This is a genomic window from Frateuria sp., assembly GCF_035944355.1.
Classification (GTDB): Bacteria; Pseudomonadota; Gammaproteobacteria; order Xanthomonadales; family Rhodanobacteraceae; genus Frateuria_A.
On the sequence record NZ_DASZBH010000015.1, the window covers coordinates 23,211 to 49,313 of the forward strand.

The window sequence follows — 26,103 nt, forward strand, 5'->3', positions numbered from 1 at the left end:
TGTTACGGGAGGTTGCCATGCCCACTTCGATCGCCCCGTTCGTACTCGCCACCACACTCTTGGCCACTGGCGCAGTGCAAGCTGCCCACCCCGAGCCGGCCAGCGATGCCAAGCTCATCGCAAGCGCCATGCGTGCGGCGCCGGCAGGCGTCGCACCGCACGCCACCATCGTGGCCGTCGGCCCCGACGGCAGCATGCGCACCCTGCGCCAGGGCACCAATGGCTTCACCTGCATTCCCGATGCGCCCGCCACGCCCGGCCCCGACCCGATGTGCGCCGACAAGGCGGCGATGGCCTGGATGCACGCCTGGCTCACGCATACGACGCCGCCCGCCGGCCAGGTCGGATTGATGTACATGCTCGAAGGCGGCACCGATGCGAGCAACACCGATCCGTACGCCAAGACGCCCGGCGGGAATCACTGGATCAGGACCGGCCCGCACGTCATGGTGGTCGGCGCGGACGATGCCTTCTACGACCAGTACCCGAAACTGGCCGATCCCCAGACCAACGCGCCCTACGTCATGTGGGCGGGCACGCCCTACCGGCACCTGATGGTGCCTGTCCACTGACGTACTTGCCGGGGGAATCGTGCAGCCGGGGCGGCCCAGGCTGCCGCGGATGAGACGGGCCACGCCCGATCGTGGCCCGAAGGCCAAGTTGTCGATCTTTGCGCTGGTCGTTCGTCGCAGGCATAAGGGGCACCGCAGCCCCGAACCTGGAGATGCGCAATGACCGCCAAGAACACGATCTGCCTCTGGTACGACGGCGCCGCCCTGGAGGCCGCCACCTTCTACGCCAAGACGTTCCCCGACAGCGCCGTGGGCGCGGTCCATCGCGCGCCGGGCGATTATCCCGCCGGCAAACAGGGCGACGTATTGACCGTCGAGTTCACGGTCATGGGCATCCCGTGCCTGGGCCTGAACGGAGGCCCCGGGTTCCCGCAGACCGAGGCGTTCTCGTTCCAGGTGGCCACCGACGATCAGGCCGAAACCGACCGCCTGTGGGACGCGATCATCGGCAACGGCGGCCAGCCCAGCGCCTGCGGCTGGTGCAAGGACCGCTGGGGCCTTTCGTGGCAGATCACCCCGCGCGCGCTGACCGCCGCGGTCACGGATTCCGACCCGGCCGCGGCCAGGCGCGCGTTCGACGCCATGATGAACATGAGCAAGATCGACATCGCCACGATCGAGGCCGCGCGGCGCGGCTGAAGCCGCACTGTGGCCAATGTGGACGAACCCTGCGATCGGCATGGCGGACCGTGTGGCCCGGTACCGCTTGCCAGCCCGCACCCTGTCGCATGACGCCGCCGGCGTCGTGCCATCACCTGGAACCCATCGATGACTCCCACCATCACCGCCTTCGAACATTCGCCCGATCGCGGCCAGGGGCTCGCGCGCGACATGCGCGTCCGCTGGGCGCTCGAGGAAGTGGGCCAGCCCTACGAGGTCCGGCTGCTCTCTTTCAAGGCCATGAAGGAGCCCGCGCACCGCGCGCTCCATCCGTTCGGGCAGATTCCCACCTATGAAGAAGGCGACCTGGTCCTGTTCGAGTCGGGCGCCATCGTGCTGCACCTGGCGCTACGCCACGCCGGCCTGCTGCCCGAGGACGCGGACGCCCGGGCGCGCGCCATCGCCTGGATGTTCGCCGCGCTCAACACCGTGGAAGGGCCGATCCTCGAGCTCCAGACGGCGAAGTTCGCCGAGGGCGACAAGCCCTGGTCCGAGCAACGCCTGCCGCTGATCAAGGACCGCATCCGCCAACGGCTGGGCGAGCTGTCGCTTCGGCTCGCCGACGCCGAGTGGCTGGATGGCGCCTTCAGCGCCGGCGACCTGATGATGGTGGGCGTGCTGCTCCGGCTGAAGGCGTCCGGCCTGCTCGACGAGTACCCCAACCTCGCCGCCTATGTCGCCCGCGGCGAAGCGCGTCCCGCCTACAAGCGCGCGTTCGCCGCGCAGCTGGCGGTGTTTACGGGCGCGAATGCAAATGTAGGCGCGTAAGCTCCCCCGTCAAGCAGACACTTCAAAGTAGAACCGCTGGCGGTTTGTCGACGGTATTCGGCGGGCGTCATGTCGCCAATTGATTCGCGAGCGCATTGCCCATCTCCGCAGTAGGATTTATCGTAGCTGGCGGCGCGCGGCGCGTGACTTCTTAACAGGGCATTACGAGCCGGCGAACTGCAAGAATTAGGGAAGGGGCGAACATGGTCATAAAAAATCGTCGTTTTGTTTCGGCGCGCGCTCTTTATTTTCTATTGATGGGGCTTGGATTTATATTCATCTTCGGCCCCAGTTTCTTGTTCTTTTTAGTTAACGAATTCAGGAAGGGCGCGCTTTTCCCGAGCGAGGCGTTGATTGCGTTCGCCATAACCATCGCTGGTGATTTTGCATTTGCCACCATCTCATGGCTCGTCATTGAGCCCATGAGAAAAAAACGATACTTGAGTACCACGCCCCGCCTTTGAGCGCTTGATCACGCGGCAGTGTTTGCGGGCACGAATGTCGGCCGATGAACGACCGTGTCGCCACGTACCGCGGACAGTCGGTGCGCGCGAGTTCGCGCCAGGCGCCTCTGCTATTTCGCCCTCTCCTCGGCCAGCGTCGCATCCAGCTTCTCGGCGGCGACTGCGGCGTAGGCGCGGCACGCGCCTGCATCGACCAGCGGCGCGTTGTCGGCGTCGGATGTGCGCCGCGCCACTTTCTGCCAGAAGCCGCTCGCGTCGGGGTGCGGCGTCAGGAGGATGTCGCAAGGCAATGCGGCGACGGTGGCGATCGACTGGCGGAATGCCTTTACCCGCTGCGGGTGGTCGCTGTAGCGGAAGCCGGAGGAGCCGAGCGCGGTGAGGCTGTCCGCGTAGACCATGTGCAGGCAGTGGCCTTCGCTGCACGAGTCCCAGGTCCACGACGTACTTCCCGGGGTATGGCCGGGCGTGTAGTGCGCGATGATCGCCACGTCGCCGAGTTGCAGCGTTTCGCCATCGCGCACGGGTCTGACGTGTCCGACGGCGGGATACGCCAGCGCCAGGCTGTACTGCGGATCGCTCGGGTCGGCTCCGCCGAGCTCCAGCGCGCGTGCGCCTTGCACGCTGGCCAGCACCTGCGCCCCGCTGTCGCGCTGCAAGGCGGCGATGCCGCCGGCATGGTCGGCGTGGGCGTGCGAGTTGAATATCCATTTGACGTCGCGCACGCGGAAGCCGAGTGTGCGGATGTTCGCCTCGATCAGCGCAGCGGACGCTGGGAGGTCGCCGTCGAACAAGGCCAGCCCATGACCCGTATCGACGATCAACGCCGAGAGGCCATGCGGACCCACATACCAGGTGTTGCCGTAGATGCGGAATGGCTTCTGCGGCGTATTCCATGGCTGGCCGTAGATGGCCTGGGGCTGCTTGCCCGCAGGCTCCGCCGCGCGCGCCGCTGCAGGCGCGAGGATCAGGCCGAAGGCTACTGCGAGGGCGGGCAGGACGCGTAAGGACATGACGGACTCCGTGGCGAAGCGGCAAGCATGGCCAAAGCCCCTGTCAGGCGGACGGCGGAATACGGGCGCCACACAGGCAGGCAGGTGGCCGCGGCGGGCGGTGGGCGAAGGCAACGGTCCCCGTGAGCGGACCGTCACGCCCGCGGTGCTAGGTTCCCCCGGCCGCCAGCGACCGCATCGGGGTCGGCGTCATGGACCAGGCATTCCACGCACAGGCGTACCGCTACCGCGCCTTCATCAGCTACAGCCACCACGACAAGGCGTGGGCGGAGTGGCTGCACCGTGCCCTGGAAACCTACCGCGTACCCGCGCGGCTGGTGGGCAAGCAAACCCGCGCCGGCACGGTGACCCGCCGCCTCGCGCCGATCTTCCGCGACCGCGACGAACTGGCCAGCTCGCCTGACCTGGGCGACAAGGTCGCGCAGGCGTTGCGCGAGTCCGCCAACCTCATCGTGATCTGCTCGCCGGCCGCGGCGGCCTCGCACTGGGTCGAGCAGGAGCTGGATACCTTCCAGCGCCTGGGCCGCGGCGATCGCATCTTCTGCCTGGTCGTCGCCGGCGAACCAAACGCCGGCGCGCCCGACGAATGCCTGCCGCCGGCCTTGCGCCGGGGCGGCGCCGAACCCCTCGCCGCCGACGTGCGCCCGGGGAAGGACGGCAAGTCCAGCGCCAGGCTCAAGCTGGTCGCCGGGCTGCTGGATCTGGAGCTGGACCAGCTGCGCCGGCGCGAGCTGCAGCGGCGCAACCGCCGGCTGAGCGCGGTGGCGGCGCTGACCACGGCGGTGATGCTGGTGACCAGCCTGCTGGCGGTCGAGGCCATGCTCGCCCGCCACGCCGCCGAGCGCCGCCAGAAGCAGGCCGAGGATCTGGTCGGCTTCATGCTCGGTGACCTCAACGACAAGCTCGCGCAGGTGCAGCGGCTGGACATCATGGAAGCGGTCGACGACAAGGCGATGGCCTACTTCCACTCGCTGCCGGCGACCGACGTCACCGACGATGCGCTCGAGCAGCGCGTCAAGGCGCTGGAGAAGATCGGCAGCGTGCGCCTGGACCAGGGCCAGCTCGCGCCGGCGACGAGCGCATTCCGGGCGGCGGTCCCGCTTGCGCGCCGGCTGGCCGAAGCGGCGCCGTCGGACCGTGAACGGCAGATCGCCTACGCGCGCGTGCAGGCCTTCATCGGCATGGCCGACTGGTACCGCGGCGAGCTGGACGAGGCGGCGCGTGCCTTCGGCGGCGCGCAGTCCACGCTCGAGCGCATGGGCGTGGCGGCGGGCAGCGACCCGCAGGTGCTGTTCGAACTGAGCACGCTGGACAACGACATCGGCCACGTGCTCGAAGCGCGCGGCCGGCTGGACGAGGCCGGCGCGCACTACCGGCGCATGCTCGAGCGCTGCCGCCGGCTCGTCCTGCAGCCCTCGCCCAAGCGCGAGTGGCTGGAACACCTGGGCGAGGCGCACAACAACCTCGGCAAGCTCGCGCTCGTGCAGGGGCAGTTGCTCCAGGCGATCACGGACTACGCGGCCGACGATGCGATCGAAACGCGGCTGTCCAACGCCCGGCCGAACGACAACGACCAGCGCGAGAACATGGCCCGCGTGCGCGCCATCCTCGGCCGCACGCTGCTGCTGGCCGGCGAAGACGAGCGGGCGGCCGGCGCGCTGACCCAGGCCCTGTCCACCGCGGAGGACCTGCACCGGTTCGACCCGGTGCAGGCGAACTTCCAGGACAAGGTGGGCCTCTACGCCACCCAGCTCGGACGGCTGCGGCGGCTGCGGGGCGACTCGCGCGCCGCCGCCACGCTGCTGGCGCACGCGGTCGCGACGCTGCAGGCCCTCGCGCGGCATGACCCCGACAACACGGACTGGCGGCAGGACCTGGCCCAGGCGCAGACCGAACGGGCCGCCGCGCTGCTGGCCGGCGGCGCGCGGGGCGCGGCGCTGGCCGACGCACGCGCAGCGTCACGGGTGCTCGCGGCGCAGCTCGCCAAGCAGCCGGAAGAACGCACGCTGCTGCTCGCCAGCGCCCGCGCCGACCTGCAATTGGCCGACTTGCAGGACACGGCCGGCGCCCGCCGGTTGCGCGAGCAGACGCTGCAGCGCCTGGCCGGCGTGCGCAGCGGCACGGCCGACGTGCGCCTGCTCGCGCTGCGCGTGGACGCGCTGCTCGCGCTGGACCGGGCCGCCGAAGCGCAGCCGCTCGCGCGCCAACTCTGGACATCCGGCTACCGCGACGCGGCGCTCGTGCAGGAGCTGCGCCAGGCCCGCATCCCCTTCCCGCCCAACCCGGCCTTCGCACAACACCTGCGCGGTGCGCTCGACGGCGCGGCCCTGGCCGACGTGCGCTGAAGAACACCGCGATTTCCCCCCGCCAGCAAAGGAGAACGCCATGGAGCACCTGCTTCGCGTCACCCTGGACAAATCGACCCAGCCCTGGACGGTCGACATCGACCAGAACGGCAATGCCAACCACATCGACCGCAGCCCGCAGCCGCAGACGATCGTGTGGCAGTTGGAGGGCGATGCCGCCAACGGGCAGTTGCAGCCGCTGAACTGGGTCGACACGCCGCCCGACGGCGTCTTCGGGCCGGCCGAACCGTCGTCCAACGGCAAGAGCATGCAGATGACCGACCTCAACAAGGATGCGGCCAGCAGCGGCGACTGGGTCTATCAGCTGAGCGTGGCGCTCGATGGCCAGACCTATTCCACGCTGGACACCACCGGCACCAACAGCAACCCTTCGATCAAGAACAACTGACCACCCTCGCACCCGCGTCACCGGGCCGTAACGGCCCGCGACGTACACGCAAGCCGCGGCCGTCCCTGGCCGCCAGCCCCAGCGGAGGCAACCATGTCCCAGCCACGCGAACCCCAGGCTCCCACGCCGGAGCTCACCCCCGACTCGCCACCCGACGAGCAGGCCACGCTTGCCGAACCCCAGTTCTCCGGCACGCTGACGCCCGACACCACCACCCACCCCTCGATCAAGAACAACTAAGCACCGTCGTCCCGCGCCGCGGGCAAGCGGCGCGGGGCCGCGGGCACGCGCCGGCCAGCGCGGCGCATCCTGGAGCCGGGAGCTTCCATGACGCCTCTGGTGATCGGCGTGACCAGCCATCGCGACCTGCCACCCGGGGACACGGAGGCCATCCGCCTTCGCGTGCGCACGTTCCTGGATGAACTGCTGCAGGCCTTCCCGGGCCTGCCGCTGGTCGTGCTCTCCGCCTTGGCCGAAGGCGGCGACCGCCTGGTCGCCGAAGAAGGACTGCGGCTCGGCGCGCGGCTCATCGCGCCGTTGCCGCTACCGCCCGCGCTGTACGAGGAGGACTTCGCCGGCGCCGCCTCGCGCGAGGCCTTCCAGGCGCTGTGCGCGCAGGCCGAGACGATCGTGCTGCCGACGCGGCAGGGCCACACGCGCCACGAGATCAGCAACCCCGGCGGCGCACGCAACCGGCAGTACGCACAGGCCGGGGTGTACATCGCCAGCCATTGCCACATCCTGCTGGCGATCTGGGACGGGCAGCCTTCCGACCGGATCGGCGGCACCGCGCAGATCGTGCGCTACCACCTCACCGGCACCCTGCCCGGCCCGCCGGGCCAGGAGCGCGATCCGCGCCACATCCTCGGCGCGGGCGACGAGCGGCTGCTGTTCCACATCCGCTGCGCCCGCGCCGACGTGCCGGAAGGCCAGCGCCCGCCGGTAACGGCGCACTGGTGCCACGCGGCGGCCGACGCGCCCGAACCGGCCATGCCGGCGCTGTTCCGGCTGATGTTCGAGCACATGGCCGAATTCAACGCCGATTGCAGGATTCACGCCGCGGCGATCGGCACCTCGCCCGCACCGGGCGACAACACCGCCGACATGGGCATCGACTGCACCTTCCGCGAGGCGGACTGGCTGGCGGTGCACTACCAGCGCCGCGTGCTGCTGTCGATGCGCACCATCTACACCCTGGCGGCGCTGATGGGCGCCGCCTTCACCTGCTACGCCCACTTCCGCGCGCAGAACGGCCTGATCTACCTGTTCCTGGTGCTGTTCGCGCTGGGCATGGCGGTCGCCACGATAGCCAACCGGCGGGGCTGGCACCGCAAGTACCTGGACTACCGCGCGCTGGCCGAAGGCCTGCGCATCCAGTCCTACTGGCGCCGGGCGGGCATCTCGCTGACGCGGGACTACGCCTTCGCGCACGACGATTTCCTGCAGAAGCAGAACGTGGAGCTGGGCTGGATCCGCAACGTCATGCGCGCGGCCGGCCTGCCGCCCAGCCATGCGCCCGCGGCCGATCCGGCAGCGCTGGCGGGCGTGATCGACGAATGGGTGGGGCGCTCCGGCCGGTCCGGCCAGCTGCATTACTACGAGCGCAAGAGCATCGAGTGCGCCGGCCTGCACCGCGTCACCGAAGCGCTGGGCGCGCTGAGCCTGTGGGGCGGCGTGTCGATCAGCGTGCTGCTGGCGATCTTCGCGCTGCGCCTGGACGAGCAGATCAAGGGCTCGCTGGTGGCGATGATGGGCATCCTCTCCATCATCGCCGCGGTGCGCGAGGCCTATGCCTACCGCAAGGCAGACAAGGTGCTGCTCAAGCAGTACCGCTTCATGGAACGCATCTTCGGCGCCGCGCGCACGGCGCTGGACCGGGCGGCCAATCCCGCGGAACAGCGCGCCATCCTGCGCGCGCTCGGCCACGCGGCGCTGACCGAACACGCCGAATGGACACTGATGCAGCGCGAGCGGCAGGTCGAGCGCGGGCCGATGTAGCGCGGAGGGGTCGCGCGCGGCGGCGCGTCGACCATGGCGGTGAAAACATCGTTCCCGCGAGCTGCTGGCCCCTTTCTTGCTTGGCACACTCGGACCGATGGCCATCCGCCTGCACACGCGATCCCTGACTTTCATGATCCCCAAGCTCCCCACGCCCGCCGAGTTGCTGGACCTGATGCCCGACGCGGTCTGCGTCGTCGACGCCCAGGGGCAGGTGCTCTTCGTCAGCGCGGGTTTCGGACGCATCCTGGGCTACGCGCCCATGGAGGTGATCGGGCAGCCGATCTTCCGGCTGGTCCACCCCGACGACCGCGCGACGACCCTGCGACAGGCCGAAAGGGTCATGAACGGGGTGCCGCAGCTCCACTTTCGCAATCGCTACATCCACAAGGACGGCCACAGCGTGGACATCCAGTGGTCGGCCCGCTGGCTGCCCGAATACGGCGTGCGCATCGGCGTGGCGCACGAGGTGACCGAGCTGCGGCGCGCCGAGCGAGAACTCGAGCACCGCGCCACCCACGATCCGCTCACCGGGCTGCCCAACCGCCACCGCCTGCAGCACGAACTGCAGTACGCCCTCGAGCACGCATCCCGCACGAAGAACGGCCTGGCCGTGCTCTACCTGGACCTGGATGGATTCAAGCGCATCAACGACCGACACGGACACGACGTGGGCGACCGCCTGTTGCGCGAAGCCGGGCGGCGCCTGCACAAGCGCCTGCGCCAGGGCGACCTGATGGCTCGCATCGGTGGCGACGAGTTCGTCGCCCTGCTTCCCGGCTGCTGCGACGTACAGGCCGCCGACATCGTGGCCGAAGATCTGCGCGCCTGCCTCAAGTCGCCGTTCGAGCTGCCCGAAGGTGTGTTCCATCTCGATGCCAGCATAGGCATCGCCTGCTTCCCCGACGGCGGCAGCGACCCGGACGCGCTCCTGGCCTGCGCCGACCGCGCGATGTACCAAGCCAAGCGCGATCGCCGTGGCGAAGACCCTTCCGATCCGGTCTGCGGCCCATAGGTTCGCCACCGCGCCCGTCCAAGCGGCGGCCTCGGCTGTACGGCCTGGGCGGCCCTATCCAAACGTGCTGGCGCTCGTGACTCCGCCCTCACTCCAGCATAAGGCCCGTTGTCGGATGGTGGGTCCGGCGCGGTGACCACCGTGCCGTTTTTCTTCAGATCGGAGATCGGAAATGTCCAATAGCAACGAAAACCGTGGCGGCTCGCACGAGCAGCACGTCAAGGCAGGCGAGCAGAGCCACAAGAACGACGACAAGTCGAAGTCGGCCGGCGGTTCCTCCTCCGGCAACCGCGGCAGCCAGGGGGGCAGCCACGAACAGCACGTGAAAGCAGGCGAGCAAAGCCACAAGAACGGCTGACCCTGCCATAGCAGTGCGATATGAGAGGGGCGCTTCGGCGCCCCTCGGCATGTCCGCGGCGGTCGTGCGAGGGCCGCGGCTTCGGGGCGGCCGAGCCCGGCGAACGAAAGCATTTGCTTCGGCGCGCGGCAACCGCTACTGTGGCGGCGCTGAGTTTCAGGGGTCACCGAACTGTGGCCCGATGCTGTAGAACGCAGTTCCACTACACCGTTGTACCCGTTTCCTCCTTGCGACCAGCTTCTCGCCGCGCCATGCGGCATTCTTCCGTTCCAAGGAGATACAACCATGTCCCAGACAGAAACCGGTACCGTCAAGTGGTTCAACGACGCCAAGGGCTTCGGCTTCATCAGCCGCGAAAGCGGCGATGACGTGTTCGTCCACTTCCGTGCGATCACCGCCCCGGGCTTCAAGAGCCTGCAGGAAGGCCAGCGCGTGTCCTTCGTCGTGACCAAGGGCCCGAAGGGCCTGCAGGCCGACCAGGTCCAGCCGCTCTAAGCGACGGCCGCACGTTCCAGGAAAAGCCCGGCCAGGTGCCGGGCTTTTCTTTTTGGCGCGCCGCCGGTGCTATCGAGCGGCCGCGGTCAAGGGCGCGGCGGATCACGCGGCGGATCGGCCGGCTTGTCGCCCTCGCTTACGGCGCGCTTCTTCGATTGTTTCTCGTCCTGCTGTTTCTTCTTGGCGATCTCGCGCTGACGTTTTTCGAATGCATAGTTGATCTTGGCCAATCGGGAAGTCCTCTAGGGGAGCGGAGACGTAAGTAGCCACCGCCGTGCGGCGATGCTTGTGCTGCGGGCGGCATGCGCTCGAAGTGGCCGCCGACGCAGGCGATGCGGGCAAGCGACCGGAACGGCGAGAAGTTTCGTAGCGAACGGAATCGCCTGGCGGCGCTTCCGAGGTCGGGCGACCGGGGACAACGCAAACGGGCCGCAGATGAACGCATCCTACACCCTCGCCTCTCCCCATGGCTTCGGCGCAACAGGCGCGCCCGAACGCCATCCAGGCAGACGGCGGCCCGGCAGGCATGCCGAACCCGTCATAATCGACGCTTCCCTGAGCCCCACCCCTGCCCATGAAAACCCCCACCGGCTTGCTCGAACTCATCGACGACGGCGTCATTGACGAAGTCCTGCGTCCGCTCAAGAGCGGCAAGGAGGCCTCCGTCTACATCGTTCGCTCGGGCGAGGACGTGCGCTGCGCCAAGGTCTACAAGGACATGGCCCAGCGCAGTTTCCAGCAGCGTGTGCAGTACCAGGAAGGCCGCAAGGTGCGCGGCAGCCGGCAGGCACGGGCGATCGGCAAGGCCAGCAAGTTCGGCCGCAAGGAGGCCGAAGCGGCCTGGAAGAATGCCGAGGTGGACGCGCTGTATCTGCTGGCCGGCGCCGGCGTGCGCGTACCGCAGCCTTACGGCTACTTCAACGGCGTGCTGGTGATGGAGCTGATCACCGACGCCGACGGCCACTCGGCCCCGCGGCTGGGCGAGGTGGAGCTGTCCGCCGACCTTGCCCGCCAATACCACGGCATCCTGATCCGCCAGATCGTGCGCATGCTCTGCGTCGGCATCATCCATGGCGACCTCTCCCCGTACAACGTCCTGGTGACTCCCGACGGTCCGGTGATCATCGACCTGCCCCAGGTGGTCAGCGCCTCGGGCAACAACGCCGCACGCACCATGCTGCGGCGCGACGTGAGCAACATCACCATCAACCTGTCGCGCTTCGCTCCGGAACTCCTCGATACCTATTACGCCGAGGAAATGTGGGCGCTGTTCGAACAAGGGGAACTGCAGCCGGAAAGCGAACTGACCGGCTGCTTCGCGTACGACGAAAGCATCGTCGACGTCGACAGCGTGATGCAGTCGATCATCGATGCCCGCGAGGAGGCGGCCATCCGCCAACAGGGCCGCGAAGCGGCACTGGCCGAAGGCTGACCAACGCCGCGTACTTCACCCACTCGGCGCGCTCCCCCTTTCGAGAGGCCACCTCGGATCGGTAAAGCCTTGCGGCGGAAAACGCAGATGCGTCGGCCGTGCGGCAGTTCTTGCCGTGGCCGGTTGACTCCAATTTGGGGTTTTCGTCACCCCTGCCCCACCACGCTGGATGAGGCATAAACCCTCGCGGCCTGCGCGCTTGCGCCGGCGTTTCGCTGGGGACAGGCTGGCCGGGCCGGCCAGGGGCGGCCAACCTGCGATAAGGAGAGCAACCATGAAGCGATTAGCCTGGTACGGCGCACTGGCGCTCCTGGCGGCCGTTCCGGTGCAGTCCATGGCCGCGGACGGCTATGTGACCGGCGACGCCACGCTGCGCGCCGGACCGGACATCGATTATCCAGCGGTGGACATGATTCCAGCGGGTGCGCCCATCGGCATCGAGGGCTGCACCGACGGCTGGGAATGGTGCGACGTGGTGTTCAACGACGAGCGCGGCTGGGTGGCCGGCAACTTCATCCAGGACGAGTACGAGAACCAGCCGGTGCTCGTTCCCGCCTACGGCGAGCGCCTGGGCATTCCGATCGTTTCGTTCTCCATCGTGACGTACTGGGACCGCTACTACGTCGACCGGCCGTTCTATCGCGAACGCGAGCGCTGGTATCACAGCCCGCCGCCGCATCACGCGCCGCCGCCGCCTTCGCGCCAGCCCTGGGCGCACCCGCAGCGCAGGGAGGAAAACCCCGGCGACCACGACCGCGACTACCACGACCGCGACGACAGGCGCGCCGCGCCCGTGCCCTACCGGCGGGCCGAGCCGGAGCCGGGCCATGCGCCGCCCTATGCGCCCGACGACCGGCACCTGTCGAACGGACGCCCGATGCCGCGCGAGCCGGGACCCCAGCTGCAGCGCCCGCCCGCAACGGCCCCGACCGAGGCGCCGCGCGGCGCGCCCGCCGGCCATCCGCCGGGCGACCACGCGTCAGAGGAGCATCGAACGGATGCGCACCCCGGCAACGACCACCCGCCGTCGGACCATGACAGGGACGAACAGCATTAGCCGGGTATGCGCCTGACGAACGGCGCGCAGTCCCCCGATTGCGCGCCCCGAGGTCGGCCTCGATCCCCTGAGGCATTCGTGCCGGAGCCCCGCCAGCCATCCAGTCGCGCTTGCGGCGCCGGGCGCCATGACCAGGCACGCTCGCCTTTTTCTGGAGGTGCAGCGCGGGCTCGCGCCCTACAAGTTGCCGGCCTTCCACGATAGCCGCATCTGCATGGCCCGCGACGCCGGCGCAGGCAGTTGGACCAGCTGGGACCAACTGGCGCTGAGCGACAGCGACCGGAACCACGGCCCGATCGTCGCGTGCGGGCTGGCGTAGGGCCGGCTTCGTCTTGAACGAGCATACCGGGCCGGAGGGCGCCCTTACGAGCGCCCCGGGCCGGCTCGCCTTACCAGATCCGCACGCGATCCTGCGGCGCGCGCCACATGGGCTGCCCGGGCTTCACGCCGAACGCCTCGTAGAACGCGGGGATGTTGGACATCGGGCCGAGCACGCGCCATTTCGCCGGCGCATGCACGTCCGACAGCAGGCGCTGGCGCAACTGCTGCTGGCGCTGCTGGCTCATCCAGCCCAGCGCATAGCCGAGGAAGTAGCGCTGCGTCGGGGTCAGCCCGCCGGTCTTCTCGCCCTTCTTGTATTGCTCGGTCTTCTCGAACGCCTCCAGGCCCAGCAGCACGCCGCCGTAGTCGGCGATGTTCTCGCCCAGGCTGGCCTTGCCGTTGATGTGCAGGCCCGGCAGCGGCTCGTAGGCGTCGAACTGCCTGACCATCACCTGCGCGGCGGCGTTGAAGCGGGCGGCGTCCTGCGCCGTCCACCAGGCGGACAGGTTGCCCTGCGCGTCGTACTGGCGGCCCTCGTCGTCGAAGCCGTGGGTGATCTCGTGGCCGATCGTGCTGGCCGCGACGTAGCCGTAGGCAACCGCATCATCCACCTGGTCGTCGGGCACGCCGGGCACCATGAAGATCGCCGCCGGCAGCACGATCTCGTTGTTGGACGGGTTGTAGTAGGCGTTGTAGGTCTGCGGCGTCATGTCCCATTCGGTGCGGTCGACCGGCTTGCCGAACTTGGACAGGTTGTCCTGGAACTGCCAGCGGTTGGCCGACATCACGTTCGCCGCATAGGACTCGCGCCCGACCTCGAGCGCCGAATAGTCCTTCCACTTGTCCGGGTAACCGACCTTGGGCGTGACCGCGGCGAGCTTGGCCAGCGCCTTGGCTTTGGTGTCCTCGCCCATCCAGTCCAGCCGCTGGATGCGGTCGTGGAAGGTGCTGCGCACCGCTTCGACCATCGCCTGGTAGCGCTGCTTGGACGCCTCGGGGAAATACTGCCTGACGAAGATGCGCCCGAGCACCATGCCCATGGCGTCGTTCTCCTCGTCCAGTGCGCGCTTCCAGCGCGGGCGCTGCTCCTGCTGGCCCGACATGGCGCGGCCGTGGAAATCGAAGTGTTCCTCGTCCAGCGTGGTGGACAGGAACGGCGCGTAGTCGTCGACCAGGTGATAGCGCAGGTAGTCCTTGAGCACCGGCAGCGGCGTCTCGCGCAGCAGGCGGTCCTCGGCCGCGAAGAATTCCGGCTGGCCGACGATCACGTAAGAGGGACGGATGCCCCAGGCGGCCAGCCGCGCGCTCCAGTCGATGGAGGGCGTGTACTTCGCGGTGAAGTCCGCCGGCGTCATCTTGTTGTAGTTCTTCTCCGGATCGCGCAGGTCCTCGAGCTTGCGCGAGGCCTTGGCCAGCGCCGTTTCGAAGGCCATCACCTTCGTGGCCGAAGCCTTGGCAGCCGCCGGGTTGCGGCCGAGCAACACGAAGGTGCGCGCCATGTGCTCGACATACGCGGTGCGGATCTTGGCCACGCCCGCTTCCGGGTTGAAGTAGAAGTCGCGGTTGGGCAGGCCCAGGCCGCCCTGGCGGACCTGCACCGCCATCGTGGCGCTGTCCTTGTCGTCCTGGCCGACGCCGATGCGGAACAGCACGCCCACGCCGATCGGCTTGAACGCGAACACCGTGTCGAGCACGCCCGCGGGCGAGGAGATCGCGTCGATGCGCGTCAGCTCGGCGTGCAGCGGCCGCGTTCCCAGGCGATCGGCCTTCGCCACGTCCATGGCGGTGGCCCAGAAGTCGCCGATCTTCCGCTGGTCGCTGCCCGGCGCGGCCTTCTGCCTGGCCGCTGCCTCGCTGATGCCGCGCAGCCGCGCATACAGCTCGTCGTCCACCTCGTTGCCGATGCCCCACGCCGCCTCGGACGCCGGGATCGGATGCGCCTTCAGCCAGGCGCCGTTGGCGTACTCGAAGAAATCCACGCCTGGATCGACCGAACTGTCGATGTGCGCAGCGAGGAAATCCGGCTTGGGCGCGGCGTCCGCGGCCAGGGCGCCGGCGGAGGCGAACGCCAGCGCGGCCGCCAGCAGGGTGGCTCGGAAGGAAGTGGCCAGGTGGGTCATGGGGTGTTCCTGGAGAGGGTTCGCGCGACTCTGCACGCCGCGAGGGCGCCCGTGAACCGCCGAAGGTCATGCCAAAGGCGTACCCGCGTCAACAGGCACCTGTCCCGGCCCCAGGCTGCCGACGATGCTTCGCACACCTGCGCAGAAGCCCCTGGCGCCGTTTCGCTGGCCGTGTCGAAACCGGCGCTCGCCGTTCGTCGCTGTGAAGAGGCCAGCATCGGCACCGGCATCCGGACGTTCTGCGGCCCATCACCGGAACCTAGGGAGAAGTCATGGCCAGCCCGACCACTGCAAAGCGCAAGCTCGTGTTGAAGATGTCCGTTTCCCTGGACGGCTTCGTCGCCGGGCCCAACGGCGAGGCCGACTGGATATTCCGCTCGTCGGGCGGCGAGGATTCCACCGCGTGGCTGCTCGACACGCTCGGCGGGGCGGGCGTGCACATCATGGGCAGCCGCAGCTATCACGACATGGCGGCGTTCTGGCCCTACTCGGACATGCCGATCGCCGCGCCGATGAACGACATCCCCAAGCTCATCTTCTCCAGGCGTGGGATCGAGCACGGCCCGCAGGCCGGCAAGACGACGGCGGCACTGGCCGAAGCGAAGGCACGCAATGCGCAGCGGCACGGCGCCACGCCGACGGAGGCCATCCTCAAGTCCTGGACCGAGCCTGCGGTGGCGCGCGGCGAGCTCGTGGAAGAAGTCCGCCGGCTCAAGGAGCAGCCGGGCAACTACATCCTCGCGCACGGCGGCGCCCGGTTCGCACGCAGCCTGGTGGCCGCCGGCCTCATCGACGAATACCGGCTGGCCGTGCATCCCGTGGCGCTGGGCCGGGGCCAGCCATTGTTTTCCGAACTGAGCAGCCCGGTCGATCTGCGCCTGGTCAATACGATCTCCTTCGCCTCCGGCACCCTGGCTGTCGTCTATCGGCCCGCTTGAACCAGCCGCGAGCCGCGACCCAAGGGCGGCGGCAGGGATCTGCTCCTTGGGTCGGCACCGGTACTTCGACCTCGCTTTGACGGCTGCACGCGAACAATCGCAGCGCTCCCGGTGTGCCACGCGCTACTCGCGCCCAGCCATGCATCCGCCTCCGACCCCTGCCGCCCGCCGCAATCGCCGCAGGCGTGCGTTCGTTCTGCCCTTGCTGCTCGCCGCATCGCTGGGCGGTCGTCCGCTGCGAGCCACGGACTGGCATGTGAGTTTGGCCGCCGAACAGGGCTGGGCCGGCGGCTGGATCCGGGTACGCGAGAACGACGTACCCGCCACTCGCCTGCGCTTGAACGACGACCTCGGTGCCAATCACATGCAGTCGTTGCGGCTGCTCGCCTGGACGCCGCTGGGTGACGTGGGCGAGCTGCACCTAGGCCTGACCACCCATCGCCTGGACGGCAGCGCCCAGTTCGCCGCTCCGGTCTACTTCAACGGCACCAAGGTGGCGCCGGGCCGGCTGGATACCGCCACCCACTTCCAGGACTTCATCGAACTGGACGCGAGCTACTGGCGCCGCCTGGCGGACGTTGGCCGCGGCGGCAGCCTGTGGGGCAGCCTCGGCGCCCGCTACGTCATGCTCAACTTCAAGCTGGACGGCGCCATCGCCGCGGACAGCCCCGGCCACGAGCTGAAGGAAGACTTCTACGTACAGGAGCTTCCCGTACCCATGCTGGGGCTGCACCTGCGCTACCCGCTCAGCGATGTCCTGCAGCTGACCGCCGATGCCAGTTGGGGCCGCCTGCCCTGGGTGAACAGCCTGCGCACCGAAGGCGGCGAAGTGCGCCTGGCGCAGACCGACAGCGAGGAACAAGTCGCCCTGGCCTACCGGGCCGACCCGCATTGGCGGTTCACTGCCTACGTCTTCCACACCGAGTTCGCGCAGGACGAGCGCAGCCGCGAGGACGGCAACGCGGTCTACCTGCACGACAGCGGCGCGGGCATCTCGGCGGAATACGCGTTCTAGCCTGGCCCTGCGGGCGACGCCGGACCGCTGCCGCGCTAAACTGCCGGTTTTGCTCCGGAAAACATGGCGCAAGCTGCACTCCGCCCGGCGGTTCGCGGGCCCACGTTCACCCGTTTGCTGGCGCGCCTGGCAGAGGTCGACGTGGCCGCGTCCGGCCAGTCGCTGCCCGAGCGGCTGGGGCAGTGGCTGGACTGGAAGCATGCGCTGTCGCTCGCCGCCGCGCTCGATGGGCGGCCGGCCGCGGCCGCGGTGGACGCACCGGCGCCAGAGGACCTGCACGGACAATGCAAACGGGCGCACGAGGTGCTGGCCGCGGCCATCAAGGACGATCCGCTGCTCGCCGCCCGCGCATTGGCACCGGCCCAGCCCGACTACGCCCCCTTCCGCCAGCATTGCCTCGCCCGCCAGCGCGCCATGCAGGCCACCGTCGGCCGCCTGCGCGGCACGCTGCGTGACGCGCTCGCCCAGGCTTCGCCCGACCTGGCGCGACTGGCCGAAGTGGATGCCGTCATGGAAGCGGCCCTCACCCCGCGCGAGCACGCCCTGCTCGCCCAGGTGCCCGAACTGCTCGGCCGGCGCTTTGAAAGCCTGCGTGCCGCCGGGCATGCCTCCACCTGGCTCGATGGCTTCCGCCGCGACATGCAGGGCGTGTTGCTGGCCGAGCTCGATCTTCGTTTCCAACCGGTCGAGGCGCTGCTCGCGGCGCTTCGCACCTCCTGACGCGGTTCTCCATGTTCAAACGTCTGCTTTTCCTTTCCGTGTTCGCGCTGGGCCTCATCGCCGTCGGCTGGATCGTCGCCGGCTACGTCGGCTCCAATCCGCCAGGCGCGGCCGTCGCGCTGCTGATCGGCGCCTGCTACCTGGCCGGCGCCTTCGAGCTGTTCCGTTATCGCCAGGCCACCGCCACGCTGCGCCGGGCGGTCGACGAACTGGCCGAGCCGCCGGCCGAGCTCGGCCGCTGGCTGGAGCGCCTGGCTCCCGGCCTGCGCCACGCCGTGCGCCTGCGCGTGGAAGGCGAGCGCGCCGCGCTGCCGGCGCCGGCGATGACGCCCTACCTGATCGGCCTGCTGGTGCTGCTGGGCATGCTCGGCACGCTGCTCGGCATGATGGCGACCTTGCGCGGCACCGGCACGGCGCTCGGCAGCGCCAGCGACCTGCAGGCGATCCGCGGCTCGCTGGCCGCGCCGGTCAACGGGCTGGCCTTCGCCTTCGGCACCTCCATCGCCGGCGTCGCCAGCTCGGCGATGCTCGGCCTGCTCTCCGCGCTGGTCCGCCGCGAGCGGCTGCAGGCGGTGCACGCGCTGGATGCCGCCATCACCTCCACGTTGCGCATCCACTCGCAGGCGCACCGGCGCGAGGAAGCCTTCCGCCTGCTGCAGCAGCAGGCCGCGGCGATGCCCGCGCTGGTCGACCGCCTGCAGGCGATGGCCGCGACACTGGAGCAGCAAAACGCCGCCGCCCACGAGCGCCAATTCGCCGACCGCGAGGCCTTCCACCGCCACACCGAGGAGGCCTACACGCGCCTGGCCCGCTCGGTCGAACAGTCGCTGCAGGCCAGCGTGGCCGACAGTGCGCGCACCGCCGCCGGCGTGCTGCAGCCGGTGGTCGAATCCACCCTGGCCAGCCTTGCCCGCGAGAGCGCCGCGATCCAGGCCAGCATGGGCGAGGCCGTGCAGCGCCAGCTCGACGGCCTGGCGGCCGGCTTCGACGCCACCGCGCGTACCGTCACCGGCATCTGGAACGACGCGCTCGCCCAGCACCGTCAGGCCAATGAAGCCCACGCGCAGGCGCTGGGCGACTCCCTCGCCCGCTTCGCCGACACCTTCGAGCGGCGCTCCTCCGCCCTGCTGGACGGCGTCGCCACGCGCCTGGACGCGAGCGCCGACCGCGCAGCCGCGGCATGGCAGAGCGCGCTGTCCAAGCAGGACGCCGTCCACACCGAGCTCGCCGAGCGCAACCGGCAGGCGCTGGCCGCCGCCGGCGCGAGCTTCGAGTCGCACGCGGCCGCGCTGATGCAGGCGGTCGACCGCTCGCACGCGCAACTGCAGTCAACACTCCAGTCGCGGGACGAGGAGCGCCTGGCCGCCTGGGCGCAGAAGCTCGACGCCATCACCGCGGACCTCGCCGCGCGATGGAACGAGGCCGGCGAAGCCACCGAGAGCCGCCAGCAGGCCATCTGCGACACGCTGGAGCAGACCGCCGGCGCCATCGTGGCGCAAACCCAGGCCCATGCCAGCCAGACCCTCGCCGAGATCGCGCGCCTGGTCGAGGCCGCGTCCGAAGCGCCGCGCGTCGCCGCCGAAGTGGTCGGCGAGCTGCGCCAGAGGCTGTCCGACAGCATGGTGCGCGACACTGCCATGCTGGAGGAGCGCAGCCGCCTGCTGGCCACGCTGGAAACCCTGCTCGACGCGGTCAACCATGCCTCCACCGAACAGCGCAGCGCGATCGACGCGCTGGTCGACACCTCGGCCGAGCTGCTCGATCGCGTCGGCAGCCGCTTCGCCGCGCAGGTCGAAGCGCAGGCCGGCAAGCTCGATACCGCCGCCGCGCAGGTCGCCGCCGGCGCCGTCGAAGTCGCCAGCCTGGGCGAAGCCTTCGGCGCTGGCGTGGCGCAGTTCGGCCAGGCGAACGACGCACTGATGGAGCGCCTGCAGCAGCTCACCGGCGCGCTCGACGCCTCGCTCGCGCGCAGCGACGAGCAACTCGCCTACTACGTGGCGCAGGCCAAGGAAGTGGTCGAGCTCAGCGTGCTCTCGCAGCAGCAGATCATCGCCGACATGCAGCAGCTCGCCGGTCGCGGCAAGTCGAAGGCGGCGAAAGCATGAGCGACGAGGTCGAGTTCGAAGGCGAGTCGACCGCGCCGATCTGGGCCTTCGGCGACCTGATGTCGGTGCTGCTGGGCGCCTTCGTGCTGATCCTGGTGGGCGTCATCGGCGTGCAGCTGCAGCTCTCGCACAAGCTGGAGGTGGCCGAGAAACAGCGCCAGGCCGAACTGCAACGCCGCACCACGCTGGAACAGGCGCTGGCCACGCCGCTGGCGCAGGGCCGCGTGACCCTGGTCAACGGACGCATCGGCATCCGGGGCAGCCTCTTGTTCGCGCTCAATTCCGACCAGCTGCAGCCCGAAGGCCGCCAGCTCGTGCAGAGCCTCGCCGCGCCGCTGGCGCGGTACCTGCAGTCGCGCGACGAGCTGCTGATGGTCAGCGGCTTCACCGACGACCGGCCCGTGCACGGCGACAACCGCCCGTTCGCCGACAACTGGGAGCTCTCCGCCCAGCGCGCGCTCACCGTCACCCGTGCGCTGATCGCCGCCGGCGTGCCCGCCGATGCGGTCTTCGCCGCCGCCTTCGGCGCGCAGCAACCGGTCAGCGCCAATACGGATGAAGCCGGCCGCGCGAAGAACCGGCGCGTGGAGATCGCTCCGATCCCCCGCTCGTCGGCCGCCGACGCTACACCGAACCGCGCCGACGCCGGCCATGCGCCCTGACACCGCCGCGGCCATCCGCGCGCGCCTGATCGCGGCCATGGAACAGCGCGCCGTTAGCCTCGACGGGCAAGCGCGACGCGCGCTGGATGCGCGTCTGGCCGAGCTGCGAGCTTCCGATGCCGATGCGCTGGACCAGACACCCGCCTGCGACGCCGCTGCGACGCACCCGGGCCCGCTGCACGAACTGGTCGAACGCCTGGACCGCGAGGCCACCGCGGAGCGCGCCGCCTACCCGGACCTGCCCGCGCTCGCCGGCTTCCGCCAGCTCTGGTCGACCCTGCGCACCGACAGCCAGCTCCAGCAATCCGTCGCCCACGCCCCCACCGACGCCGGCCCGCTCAACTCCACCGCGCTGGCCAGCCGCGCCATCGCGCTCATGCACGAACTGTCGCCGGATTATCTGCGGTCGTTTCTCGCCTACGTCGATGACCTGGCTTGGCTGGAGCCGTTGGGCGACGCGGGCTCCGTGGCCGCTTTCGGCGCGGCTGCCACGAAGAAGCGCGCTCGTCGCAAGCCGTAGCTGATTGACCACGGCCGCATCTGGCCGACGCGGAGTCTTCCACTCGAATTGGAATGGACGCGACCGTGTTTATTCATCGACGCCCCGTGCCCGATCCATTGATCGAGGGCGGTCCATCGAATCGGACTGCTCCGCCCCACTGGCTAGGGCGCACTTGGCGCATCAATCAGACCAAGACTCCACCACCGTCCACGACGACGGTCTGGCCGGTGGAGTAGCGGTTGCTCATGAGGTAGAGATAGGCCTTCGCGATATCGTCGCCTTCGCCCACACGGCCAACGGGCAAGGACGCAGCGCTGGCGGCGTATAGCGCTTCACGCTGGGCTTCGGGAATGCCGTCCCACAGCGGCGTTTTCACCAGACCCGGGCTTACCAGGTTGACGCGGATCGGCGCCAGCTCCACCGCCAGCGCCCGCATGAAGCCCTCCATGGCGCCGCAGATACTGGCCACCGACGTCCAGCCCTGCTGCGGTCGCAGACTGGCGATGCCGCCGGTCAACACCACCGAGCCGCCCGGCCGTAGATGGGGCGCCGCGTGCTTGGCCGCCGCCATGGCACCGAAGACGCGTATGTCGAAAGCCTTGCGCATGGCGTCCAGGCCCGTGTCCGCAAGCGGTCCGATTTGCAGCGGATCGCCCGCGCTGTAGACGAGATGATCGAAACGACCGAGCCGCTCGAACAGCCCACGCACTGTGGCCTCGTCGCCCAGATCGACTGCTTGCCCTTCGGCCCGAGGGCCAAGCGAGGCGATGGCCTGATCGACCCGGCGGCTGTTCGAAGACGCCACCACCACCGAAGCGCCCGCATCCAACGCAGCGCGCGCCGTAGCGAAGCCGATACCCGAAGTTCCCCCCAACAGGACGATACGTTGGTTGCGGAGGTCTGTTGCTGCGCCGGTCATGAGTGAGTCCTTGCGAGGTTGTGAAGAAGAACGAGGCCACGACTATCATTCATAAGACTTGATTGATAAACGCCACCGTTCTTCCGTCACCCCTTAACGAGGCTTGCGAATGGACCGTTTCACCAGCATGGTGATGTTTGCGCGCGTGGTCGAACGCGGCAGCTTCGCCGCCGCCGCCGAGGGCAGCGGCATGACGCCCACCATGGTCGGAAACCACGTGCGCGAGCTGGAACGTCGCCTCAAGGCCCGGCTGTTGAACCGCACCACCCGGAGCCAGAGCCTGACCGAGCTCGGCAAGCGCTACCACAAGCAATGCCTGGAGATCATCGCCTTGGTCGAGGCCGCTGAGCTCGACGCGCGCGAGATGCAAACGCGCCCCCGAGGTCGGCTGCGCGTGAGCTGCCCGGTCATGTACGGCACGCGTGTGCTTGCACCGATCCTCGCAAACTATCTTGACCGCTACCCCGAGGTGCAGATCGAGCTGTCGTTGGATGATCGTTACGTCGATCTCGCGCACGATGGTTTCGACGCCGTGATCCGCGTGGGGGTACTGCCGGATTCGGGCCTGGTCGCGCGGCCTCTGCGGCCGTCGCCGCGCATCGCATGCGCGTCGCCCACTTACCTGGCGCGGCATGGACATCCACGCGTGCCGTCCGACCTGGCGCAGCACCATTGCCTGGCCCTCATGTTTGCCGCTGGGCCCGAGCGCGACTGGTGGTTCCCCAGGCCGGACAACGACGGCATCGAACGAGTCAGCGTGCACGGCCGACTCGATGTGAACGGCGGTATGGCGCTACGCGAGGCCGCGCTCGCGGGGCTGGGGGTCATTCTTCAACCACAGATGCTCCTACAGGACGACCTCGACGCCGGACGGTTGGTGCGCCTCTTTCCCGACTGGCCGGCACCCACCTGGCCAGTGCAGGTCGTGCACCTGCCGGATAACCGCATGCCGCCCAAGCTGGAGAGCTTTATCGCCTTTCTCCAGGAAACGCTGGGAGGCAATTGATGCAAGAGCCGCAGCAATCGCGACGATGGCCGCACCGGCGGACGCAAGCGGCCGGCGGCCGCACCGACGCTGCGCACGAAGATCGGGTCCGGCACGGGAATTTTGCGGCGTGACAGCGCGCTACCGGCCTTGTGTCTTACCCATTTCGGGTCCCTGCCGTTACGGAAAGCGGCGTACCGGAGGATGATGGCCGCAAACCGAGCCTCATGCCGAGGAAGCATCATGCAGATCAACAGCGCCCGACTCCGCGAGCTGCGCGCCGCCCGCCAGTGGTCGCAGGAACAGGTGGCCGAGCTGAGCGGCCTGAACCTGCGGACCATCCAGCGCCTCGAATCGGGCGCCAAGGTCTCGACCGAGTCCCTGCGCGCACTGGCCGCCGTGTTCGAGGTGCCGGCCGAGAGCCTGCTGGTCGGCGAGCCGGCACCCAGCCAGCCGGCGCTCCAGGCCATGCGCGAAGGCGTGCTGCGCGGCCTGGAATTCACCGGCACGACTCCACGCGCGGCGTTCTGGTGGTTCGCACTCGCCGTGGCGATGCTGCTGGCCTTCGCCGACCTGCTCTCCGAGGCCATCGGCCCGCTGCCGTTGCAGATCGCCTCTCTGGCCGTGCTGCTGCCGTGGATCGCGGCGTGCACCCGGCGCCTGCGCGACGCGGGTTTGAGCCCCTGGTGGCAGCTCATCAGCCTGGCGCCGGTGGGAGGCCTACTGGTGCTGCTCTACCTGCTCACCTACCCCACCCAGCCAGCGGGACTCGTCAAGGCGGCCGCCGGCTGAGCGATCCCGAAGAAAGGGGCAGCGACCGGTTGCCCAGGCGTGTCGAATCGCGATTCGCTTGTCCGTCGTGAGGACAACGCCAGCCGCTGGGGCTGCGCTACCTCGGGGCATGGCATGAGCAAGTACCTCATCTACTTCAACCAGGCGTGGGTCGGCGAGCACACCGAGACCTGGTTCGCCGCACGCGGCCCGCTGGCGCGCGCGGTCGTGGACGATATGAAGGCCGCCGGTGTGCACGTGTTCGCCGGCGGCCTGGAGGAAGACCCGGAGCAGGCCTTCAGCGCCGATGCCATCGGCGGCACGCTGGTCTTCACCGACGGGCCGTATGCGCGCAACCCGCAGTTCCTTGGCGGGTTCACCGTGATCGACGTGGCCGACGAGCAGGCGGCAAGGTATTGGGCCGGCAAGGTGGCCGAGGCCTGCGGCTGGCCGCAGGAGGTTCGCCGGTTCAAGCCGTAGCCCGAATGCGGTCGGAGCCCACAAGGGGCGGGGTTCAGTTCCCACCGCGGGAGTGAACCCGCCCTTTTTTGCTGCCCACCTACCAGGCCAAGCCAGAGGGCCGGTCAAGCGGAGTGCGGGCTGAGCGATCCCGGAGAAGGACTTTCCCGCCATGGATCGGCCTGGGCGCCCCTCGATGGGACCATCGACTGAAACCGCCGGGACGGTGGCCGTATCTCCAGGCACCAGCAACCGCCATGTCGGCTGGTATCCAGAGAGCGTCCTCCATGAACGACCGCAGGCCCCACCGATTCGCCCGATCCGCGTCCTGGCTCGCTCCTTTGTCGGTATGCATCGCCTTGTTCTGTGCCCCGTCCCGGGCAGCCACGACGCCCCAGGCACGCCTGCCTGGAACACCGGTCGGCCACCTCGCCGACGAGCTGATCCGTCACGCCAATGCAGGCGATCCGGCGCAGGTCCGCCAATGGGGAGCCACCATCCTTTCGCCGTCCGTCGGTAGCGACGACCGCGAGGCTTTCGTCGCGGGCCTGGCCTCTGCGGCAGGCGACAGCGGCGGGCTGGACGTGTTCGACGTACGCACCGATCCGCGCCAGCCCGGACTGCTGGAGGTGGCGGTCAAGGGCCGCCGCGATGGGCGGCGCGCCTTGTTCTGGCTCGCGGCCGACCCGCTGCATCCGGATCGGCTGGCGCAGGCAGGGCTGGTTCCCATTGAGGATCCCGAGCTCTATGCCGACTGGCCCAAGGCCGCGGTGGCCCGCGCCGAACTGGCGAAGCTGATTCAGGGCACGCTCGACCGGCTGGTCCGTACGGACGATTTCTCCGGCTGTATCTCGGTGATGGAAGGTGGAAGCACGGTATTCGACGAATGCCAGGGGCTGGCGGAGCGCCGCTTCGGCGTGCCGGTAGACCACCAGACGCGGTTCCACATCGGCTCGATGGACAAGATGTTCACCGCCGTGGCGATCGCCCAGCTGGTGGAGGCCGGCAAGTTGTCGTGGAACGACACCCTGGCAAAACGGGTTCCGGAATATCCGGACGGCACGGCCGCCAGGAAGATCACCGTGTGGGAGCTGCTGCACCACACCGCCGGCCTGGGCGACTTCATGGTTCCTGAGTATTTCGGGCACCGCGAGCGCTTCGTCGGTCCGGTCGACTACCTGGGCCTGATCGCCCGCCAGCCGCTGGTGAGCGAGCCCGGCAAGCAATGGAACTACAGCAATGCCGGTTACGTGCTGCTCGGCCGCATCATCGAAAACGTGTCCGGCGAGAGCTATGCCCAGTACATCCAGCGCCACGTCTTCGCGCCGTCGCACATGACCGACAGCGGTTTCGACAGCGTGGACGAGGTCATCCCGAAGCTGGCGGTCGGCTACTACCGTGACGCGCTCTTCTCCAGCACCTGGAAGGCCGACTGGTTGAAGACGGCCTACCAGGCCGGCCCGGCCGGCGGCGGCTATGCGACCAACGCCGACCTGCTGCGATTCGCCAAGGCGCTGCGCGAGGGCCGGCTGGTCAAGCCCGCAACCCTGGCCAAGATGTTCGACGACGAAGTGCCCGCCGGGCCGGGCGCCTACGCGGCCGGGTTCGGCGACCGGCTCTCCCATGGCCGCCACGTCCGCGGCCATGCGGGCGGCATCGAGGGCACCACGGCGAACCTGGCGATGGTGTGGGAAACCGGTGCCGCCATGGTCCTGACCAGCAACGAGGGGCCGAGCACGACATGGCTCCTGGCCGAGCACGTCGCCGACCTGCTCGCCGCCGAAGGTGCGAAGCATTGAGCACGGAATACGGCTGCGTCGGACTTCCGGAAATCGGCCGCGGCGCATGAAGATGCCCGGCCACACGGTCGGTCCTAGGCACGTGGCTTGATCAAGAAGGGGTCAGGTGCAGCGGCCTGAAACTGATCTCTTCTTCTCCGGCAACGCAAGCCTCGATGCGCGGCTCGACCACCGGACGAGGCCGAGGCTGCCTTCATCGCGGCT

At 69.1% G+C, this 26,103-nt stretch carries 28 protein-coding genes; 24 read left to right on the forward strand and 4 right to left on the reverse strand.

The annotated features are described in order from the left end of the window. Positions 1–17 precede the first annotated feature (17 nt). From VGU03_RS12680 to VGU03_RS12695, 4 genes are all read left to right on the forward strand, one after another. Positions 18–572 (forward strand): hypothetical protein, encoded by a 555-nt coding sequence (locus VGU03_RS12680; RefSeq protein WP_327481052.1) that lies wholly within the window; start codon positions 18–20, stop codon positions 570–572. Between the two features lie 159 nt (positions 573–731). Further along, complete coding sequence (locus tag VGU03_RS12685) at positions 732–1,211, forward strand: VOC family protein (protein WP_327481054.1); 480 nt, start codon at positions 732–734, stop codon at positions 1,209–1,211. Between the two features lie 129 nt (positions 1,212–1,340). After that, positions 1,341–2,000 carry a glutathione S-transferase family protein gene (locus tag VGU03_RS12690; RefSeq protein ID WP_327481056.1) on the forward strand — a complete coding sequence of 220 codons (660 nt, stop codon included), beginning with the start codon at positions 1,341–1,343 and terminating at the stop codon, positions 1,998–2,000. A 203-nt stretch (positions 2,001–2,203) separates the two neighbouring features. Further along, positions 2,204–2,464 carry a hypothetical protein gene (locus VGU03_RS12695; RefSeq protein ID WP_327481058.1) on the forward strand — a complete coding sequence of 87 codons (261 nt, stop codon included), beginning with the start codon at positions 2,204–2,206 and terminating at the stop codon, positions 2,462–2,464. A gap of 110 nt (positions 2,465–2,574) precedes the next feature. Here VGU03_RS12695 and bla read toward each other — a convergent pair whose 3' ends face one another. Further along, positions 2,575–3,474 carry a subclass B3 metallo-beta-lactamase gene (gene bla, locus VGU03_RS12700; RefSeq protein WP_327481060.1) on the reverse strand — a complete coding sequence of 300 codons (900 nt, stop codon included), beginning with the start codon at positions 3,472–3,474 and terminating at the stop codon, positions 2,575–2,577. Positions 3,475–3,665: 191 nt separating this feature from the next. Here bla and VGU03_RS12705 point away from each other — a divergent pair, with 191 nt between their 5' ends. From VGU03_RS12705 to VGU03_RS12735, 7 genes are all read left to right on the forward strand, one after another. Next, positions 3,666–5,819, forward strand: a complete 2,154-nt coding sequence (locus VGU03_RS12705; RefSeq protein ID WP_327481062.1) for a toll/interleukin-1 receptor domain-containing protein — start codon at positions 3,666–3,668, stop codon at positions 5,817–5,819. A gap of 40 nt (positions 5,820–5,859) precedes the next feature. Continuing rightward, positions 5,860–6,228: a hypothetical protein gene (locus VGU03_RS12710; RefSeq protein WP_327481064.1), complete on the forward strand. Its 369-nt coding sequence runs from the start codon at positions 5,860–5,862 to the stop codon at positions 6,226–6,228. Positions 6,229–6,321: 93 nt separating this feature from the next. Then, positions 6,322–6,468 (forward strand): hypothetical protein, encoded by a 147-nt coding sequence (locus VGU03_RS12715; RefSeq protein ID WP_327481066.1) that lies wholly within the window; start codon positions 6,322–6,324, stop codon positions 6,466–6,468. Positions 6,469–6,555: 87 nt separating this feature from the next. After that, the gene (locus tag VGU03_RS12720; protein WP_327481068.1) at positions 6,556–8,226 is read left to right on the forward strand and encodes a hypothetical protein; all 1,671 of its coding nucleotides are present in this window, start codon (positions 6,556–6,558) and stop codon (positions 8,224–8,226) included. Between the two features lie 133 nt (positions 8,227–8,359). Continuing rightward, positions 8,360–9,241 carry a sensor domain-containing diguanylate cyclase gene (locus VGU03_RS12725; RefSeq protein WP_327481070.1) on the forward strand — a complete coding sequence of 294 codons (882 nt, stop codon included), beginning with the start codon at positions 8,360–8,362 and terminating at the stop codon, positions 9,239–9,241. Between the two features lie 172 nt (positions 9,242–9,413). Next, positions 9,414–9,599, forward strand: a complete 186-nt coding sequence (locus VGU03_RS12730) for a hypothetical protein (RefSeq protein WP_327481072.1) — start codon at positions 9,414–9,416, stop codon at positions 9,597–9,599. Between the two features lie 285 nt (positions 9,600–9,884). After that, positions 9,885–10,094: a cold-shock protein gene (locus tag VGU03_RS12735; protein WP_327481073.1), complete on the forward strand. Its 210-nt coding sequence runs from the start codon at positions 9,885–9,887 to the stop codon at positions 10,092–10,094. 86 nt (positions 10,095–10,180) lie between these two features. On the opposite strand, the gene VGU03_RS12740 is transcribed toward VGU03_RS12735, so the two are convergent. Then, positions 10,181–10,324, reverse strand: coding sequence for a hypothetical protein (locus tag VGU03_RS12740; RefSeq protein WP_327481074.1), 144 nt, complete (start codon positions 10,322–10,324; stop codon positions 10,181–10,183). A gap of 344 nt (positions 10,325–10,668) precedes the next feature. Between VGU03_RS12740 and VGU03_RS12745 the strand changes: the two genes are divergently transcribed. From VGU03_RS12745 to VGU03_RS12755, 3 genes are all read left to right on the forward strand, one after another. Next, positions 10,669–11,526 (forward strand): PA4780 family RIO1-like protein kinase, encoded by an 858-nt coding sequence (locus VGU03_RS12745; RefSeq protein WP_327481075.1) that lies wholly within the window; start codon positions 10,669–10,671, stop codon positions 11,524–11,526. Between the two features lie 274 nt (positions 11,527–11,800). Next, a complete protein-coding gene (locus VGU03_RS12750) occupies positions 11,801–12,583 on the forward strand; it encodes an SH3 domain-containing protein (RefSeq protein ID WP_327481077.1) in 783 nt (260 codons plus the stop codon). A gap of 127 nt (positions 12,584–12,710) precedes the next feature. Beyond that, a complete protein-coding gene (locus VGU03_RS12755) occupies positions 12,711–12,902 on the forward strand; it encodes a hypothetical protein (protein WP_327481079.1) in 192 nt (63 codons plus the stop codon). 70 nt (positions 12,903–12,972) lie between these two features. Here the strand turns inward: VGU03_RS12755 and VGU03_RS12760 are convergent, their stop codons facing one another. Continuing rightward, the gene (locus VGU03_RS12760) at positions 12,973–15,024 is read right to left on the reverse strand and encodes a M13 family metallopeptidase (protein WP_327481081.1); all 2,052 of its coding nucleotides are present in this window, start codon (positions 15,022–15,024) and stop codon (positions 12,973–12,975) included. A gap of 272 nt (positions 15,025–15,296) precedes the next feature. On the opposite strand from VGU03_RS12760, the gene VGU03_RS12765 reads away from it, so the two are divergent. The 6 genes from VGU03_RS12765 (at position 15,297) to VGU03_RS12790 (ending at position 20,984) form a co-directional block, all read left to right on the forward strand. Beyond that, positions 15,297–15,962: a dihydrofolate reductase family protein gene (locus tag VGU03_RS12765; protein ID WP_327481083.1), complete on the forward strand. Its 666-nt coding sequence runs from the start codon at positions 15,297–15,299 to the stop codon at positions 15,960–15,962. Between the two features lie 256 nt (positions 15,963–16,218). Further along, a complete protein-coding gene (locus tag VGU03_RS12770) occupies positions 16,219–16,977 on the forward strand; it encodes a hypothetical protein (RefSeq protein ID WP_327481085.1) in 759 nt (252 codons plus the stop codon). A 63-nt stretch (positions 16,978–17,040) separates the two neighbouring features. Next, complete coding sequence (locus VGU03_RS12775) at positions 17,041–17,697, forward strand: DUF3348 domain-containing protein (RefSeq protein WP_327481087.1); 657 nt, start codon at positions 17,041–17,043, stop codon at positions 17,695–17,697. Positions 17,698–17,708: 11 nt separating this feature from the next. Beyond that, complete coding sequence (locus VGU03_RS12780) at positions 17,709–19,802, forward strand: DUF802 domain-containing protein (protein ID WP_327481089.1); 2,094 nt, start codon at positions 17,709–17,711, stop codon at positions 19,800–19,802. Continuing rightward, positions 19,799–20,464 carry an OmpA family protein gene (locus tag VGU03_RS12785; RefSeq protein ID WP_327481091.1) on the forward strand — a complete coding sequence of 222 codons (666 nt, stop codon included), beginning with the start codon at positions 19,799–19,801 and terminating at the stop codon, positions 20,462–20,464. Before VGU03_RS12780 ends, VGU03_RS12785 begins: the two co-directional genes overlap by 4 nt. Continuing rightward, positions 20,454–20,984, forward strand: a complete 531-nt coding sequence (locus VGU03_RS12790) for a DUF2894 domain-containing protein (protein ID WP_327481093.1) — start codon at positions 20,454–20,456, stop codon at positions 20,982–20,984. Before VGU03_RS12785 ends, VGU03_RS12790 begins: the two co-directional genes overlap by 11 nt. A 166-nt stretch (positions 20,985–21,150) precedes the next feature. Here VGU03_RS12790 and VGU03_RS12795 read toward each other — a convergent pair whose 3' ends face one another. Beyond that, complete coding sequence (locus VGU03_RS12795) at positions 21,151–21,885, reverse strand: SDR family oxidoreductase (protein WP_327481095.1); 735 nt, start codon at positions 21,883–21,885, stop codon at positions 21,151–21,153. 109 nt (positions 21,886–21,994) lie between these two features. On the opposite strand from VGU03_RS12795, the gene VGU03_RS12800 reads away from it, so the two are divergent. The 4 genes from VGU03_RS12800 to VGU03_RS12815 all read left to right on the forward strand — a co-directional run bounded on the left by VGU03_RS12800 (position 21,995) and on the right by VGU03_RS12815 (position 25,899). Further along, positions 21,995–22,891, forward strand: coding sequence for a LysR family transcriptional regulator (locus tag VGU03_RS12800; protein WP_327481097.1), 897 nt, complete (start codon positions 21,995–21,997; stop codon positions 22,889–22,891). A 222-nt stretch (positions 22,892–23,113) separates the two neighbouring features. Then, a complete protein-coding gene (locus VGU03_RS12805; RefSeq protein WP_327481099.1) occupies positions 23,114–23,662 on the forward strand; it encodes a DUF805 domain-containing protein in 549 nt (182 codons plus the stop codon). Positions 23,663–23,776: 114 nt separating this feature from the next. After that, positions 23,777–24,121: a YciI family protein gene (locus VGU03_RS12810; RefSeq protein WP_327481101.1), complete on the forward strand. Its 345-nt coding sequence runs from the start codon at positions 23,777–23,779 to the stop codon at positions 24,119–24,121. Positions 24,122–24,459: 338 nt separating this feature from the next. Beyond that, a complete protein-coding gene (locus tag VGU03_RS12815; RefSeq protein WP_327481103.1) occupies positions 24,460–25,899 on the forward strand; it encodes a serine hydrolase domain-containing protein in 1,440 nt (479 codons plus the stop codon). Positions 25,900–26,103 lie beyond the last annotated feature (204 nt).

Bases quoted from the DNA above. Each gene is read 5' to 3' on its own strand.
- VGU03_RS12690 (WP_327481056.1), top strand. From the start codon at position 1,341: ATGACTCCCACCATCACCGCCTTCGAACATTCGCCCGATCGCGGCCAG.
- VGU03_RS12685 (WP_327481054.1), top strand. From the start codon at position 732: ATGACCGCCAAGAACACGATCTGCCTCTGGTACGACGGCGCCGCCCTG.
- VGU03_RS12795 (WP_327481095.1), bottom strand. From the start codon at position 21,885: ATGACCGGCGCAGCAACAGACCTCCGCAACCAACGTATCGTCCTGTTG.
- VGU03_RS12715 (WP_327481066.1), top strand. From the start codon at position 6,322: ATGTCCCAGCCACGCGAACCCCAGGCTCCCACGCCGGAGCTCACCCCC.
- VGU03_RS12725 (WP_327481070.1), top strand. From the start codon at position 8,360: ATGATCCCCAAGCTCCCCACGCCCGCCGAGTTGCTGGACCTGATGCCC.
- VGU03_RS12790 (WP_327481093.1), top strand. From the start codon at position 20,454: ATGCGCCCTGACACCGCCGCGGCCATCCGCGCGCGCCTGATCGCGGCC.
- VGU03_RS12760 (WP_327481081.1), bottom strand. From the start codon at position 15,024: ATGACCCACCTGGCCACTTCCTTCCGAGCCACCCTGCTGGCGGCCGCG.
- VGU03_RS12780 (WP_327481089.1), top strand. From the start codon at position 17,709: ATGTTCAAACGTCTGCTTTTCCTTTCCGTGTTCGCGCTGGGCCTCATC.
- VGU03_RS12695 (WP_327481058.1), top strand. From the start codon at position 2,204: ATGGTCATAAAAAATCGTCGTTTTGTTTCGGCGCGCGCTCTTTATTTT.
- VGU03_RS12785 (WP_327481091.1), top strand. From the start codon at position 19,799: ATGAGCGACGAGGTCGAGTTCGAAGGCGAGTCGACCGCGCCGATCTGG.
- VGU03_RS12805 (WP_327481099.1), top strand. From the start codon at position 23,114: ATGCAGATCAACAGCGCCCGACTCCGCGAGCTGCGCGCCGCCCGCCAG.
- VGU03_RS12745 (WP_327481075.1), top strand. From the start codon at position 10,669: ATGAAAACCCCCACCGGCTTGCTCGAACTCATCGACGACGGCGTCATT.
- VGU03_RS12750 (WP_327481077.1), top strand. From the start codon at position 11,801: ATGAAGCGATTAGCCTGGTACGGCGCACTGGCGCTCCTGGCGGCCGTT.
- VGU03_RS12680 (WP_327481052.1), top strand. From the start codon at position 18: ATGCCCACTTCGATCGCCCCGTTCGTACTCGCCACCACACTCTTGGCC.
- VGU03_RS12755 (WP_327481079.1), top strand. From the start codon at position 12,711: ATGACCAGGCACGCTCGCCTTTTTCTGGAGGTGCAGCGCGGGCTCGCG.
- VGU03_RS12775 (WP_327481087.1), top strand. From the start codon at position 17,041: ATGGCGCAAGCTGCACTCCGCCCGGCGGTTCGCGGGCCCACGTTCACC.
- VGU03_RS12705 (WP_327481062.1), top strand. From the start codon at position 3,666: ATGGACCAGGCATTCCACGCACAGGCGTACCGCTACCGCGCCTTCATC.
- VGU03_RS12735 (WP_327481073.1), top strand. From the start codon at position 9,885: ATGTCCCAGACAGAAACCGGTACCGTCAAGTGGTTCAACGACGCCAAG.
- bla (WP_327481060.1), bottom strand. From the start codon at position 3,474: ATGTCCTTACGCGTCCTGCCCGCCCTCGCAGTAGCCTTCGGCCTGATC.
- VGU03_RS12730 (WP_327481072.1), top strand. From the start codon at position 9,414: ATGTCCAATAGCAACGAAAACCGTGGCGGCTCGCACGAGCAGCACGTC.
- VGU03_RS12720 (WP_327481068.1), top strand. From the start codon at position 6,556: ATGACGCCTCTGGTGATCGGCGTGACCAGCCATCGCGACCTGCCACCC.
- VGU03_RS12765 (WP_327481083.1), top strand. From the start codon at position 15,297: ATGGCCAGCCCGACCACTGCAAAGCGCAAGCTCGTGTTGAAGATGTCC.
- VGU03_RS12710 (WP_327481064.1), top strand. From the start codon at position 5,860: ATGGAGCACCTGCTTCGCGTCACCCTGGACAAATCGACCCAGCCCTGG.
- VGU03_RS12810 (WP_327481101.1), top strand. From the start codon at position 23,777: ATGAGCAAGTACCTCATCTACTTCAACCAGGCGTGGGTCGGCGAGCAC.
- VGU03_RS12800 (WP_327481097.1), top strand. From the start codon at position 21,995: ATGGACCGTTTCACCAGCATGGTGATGTTTGCGCGCGTGGTCGAACGC.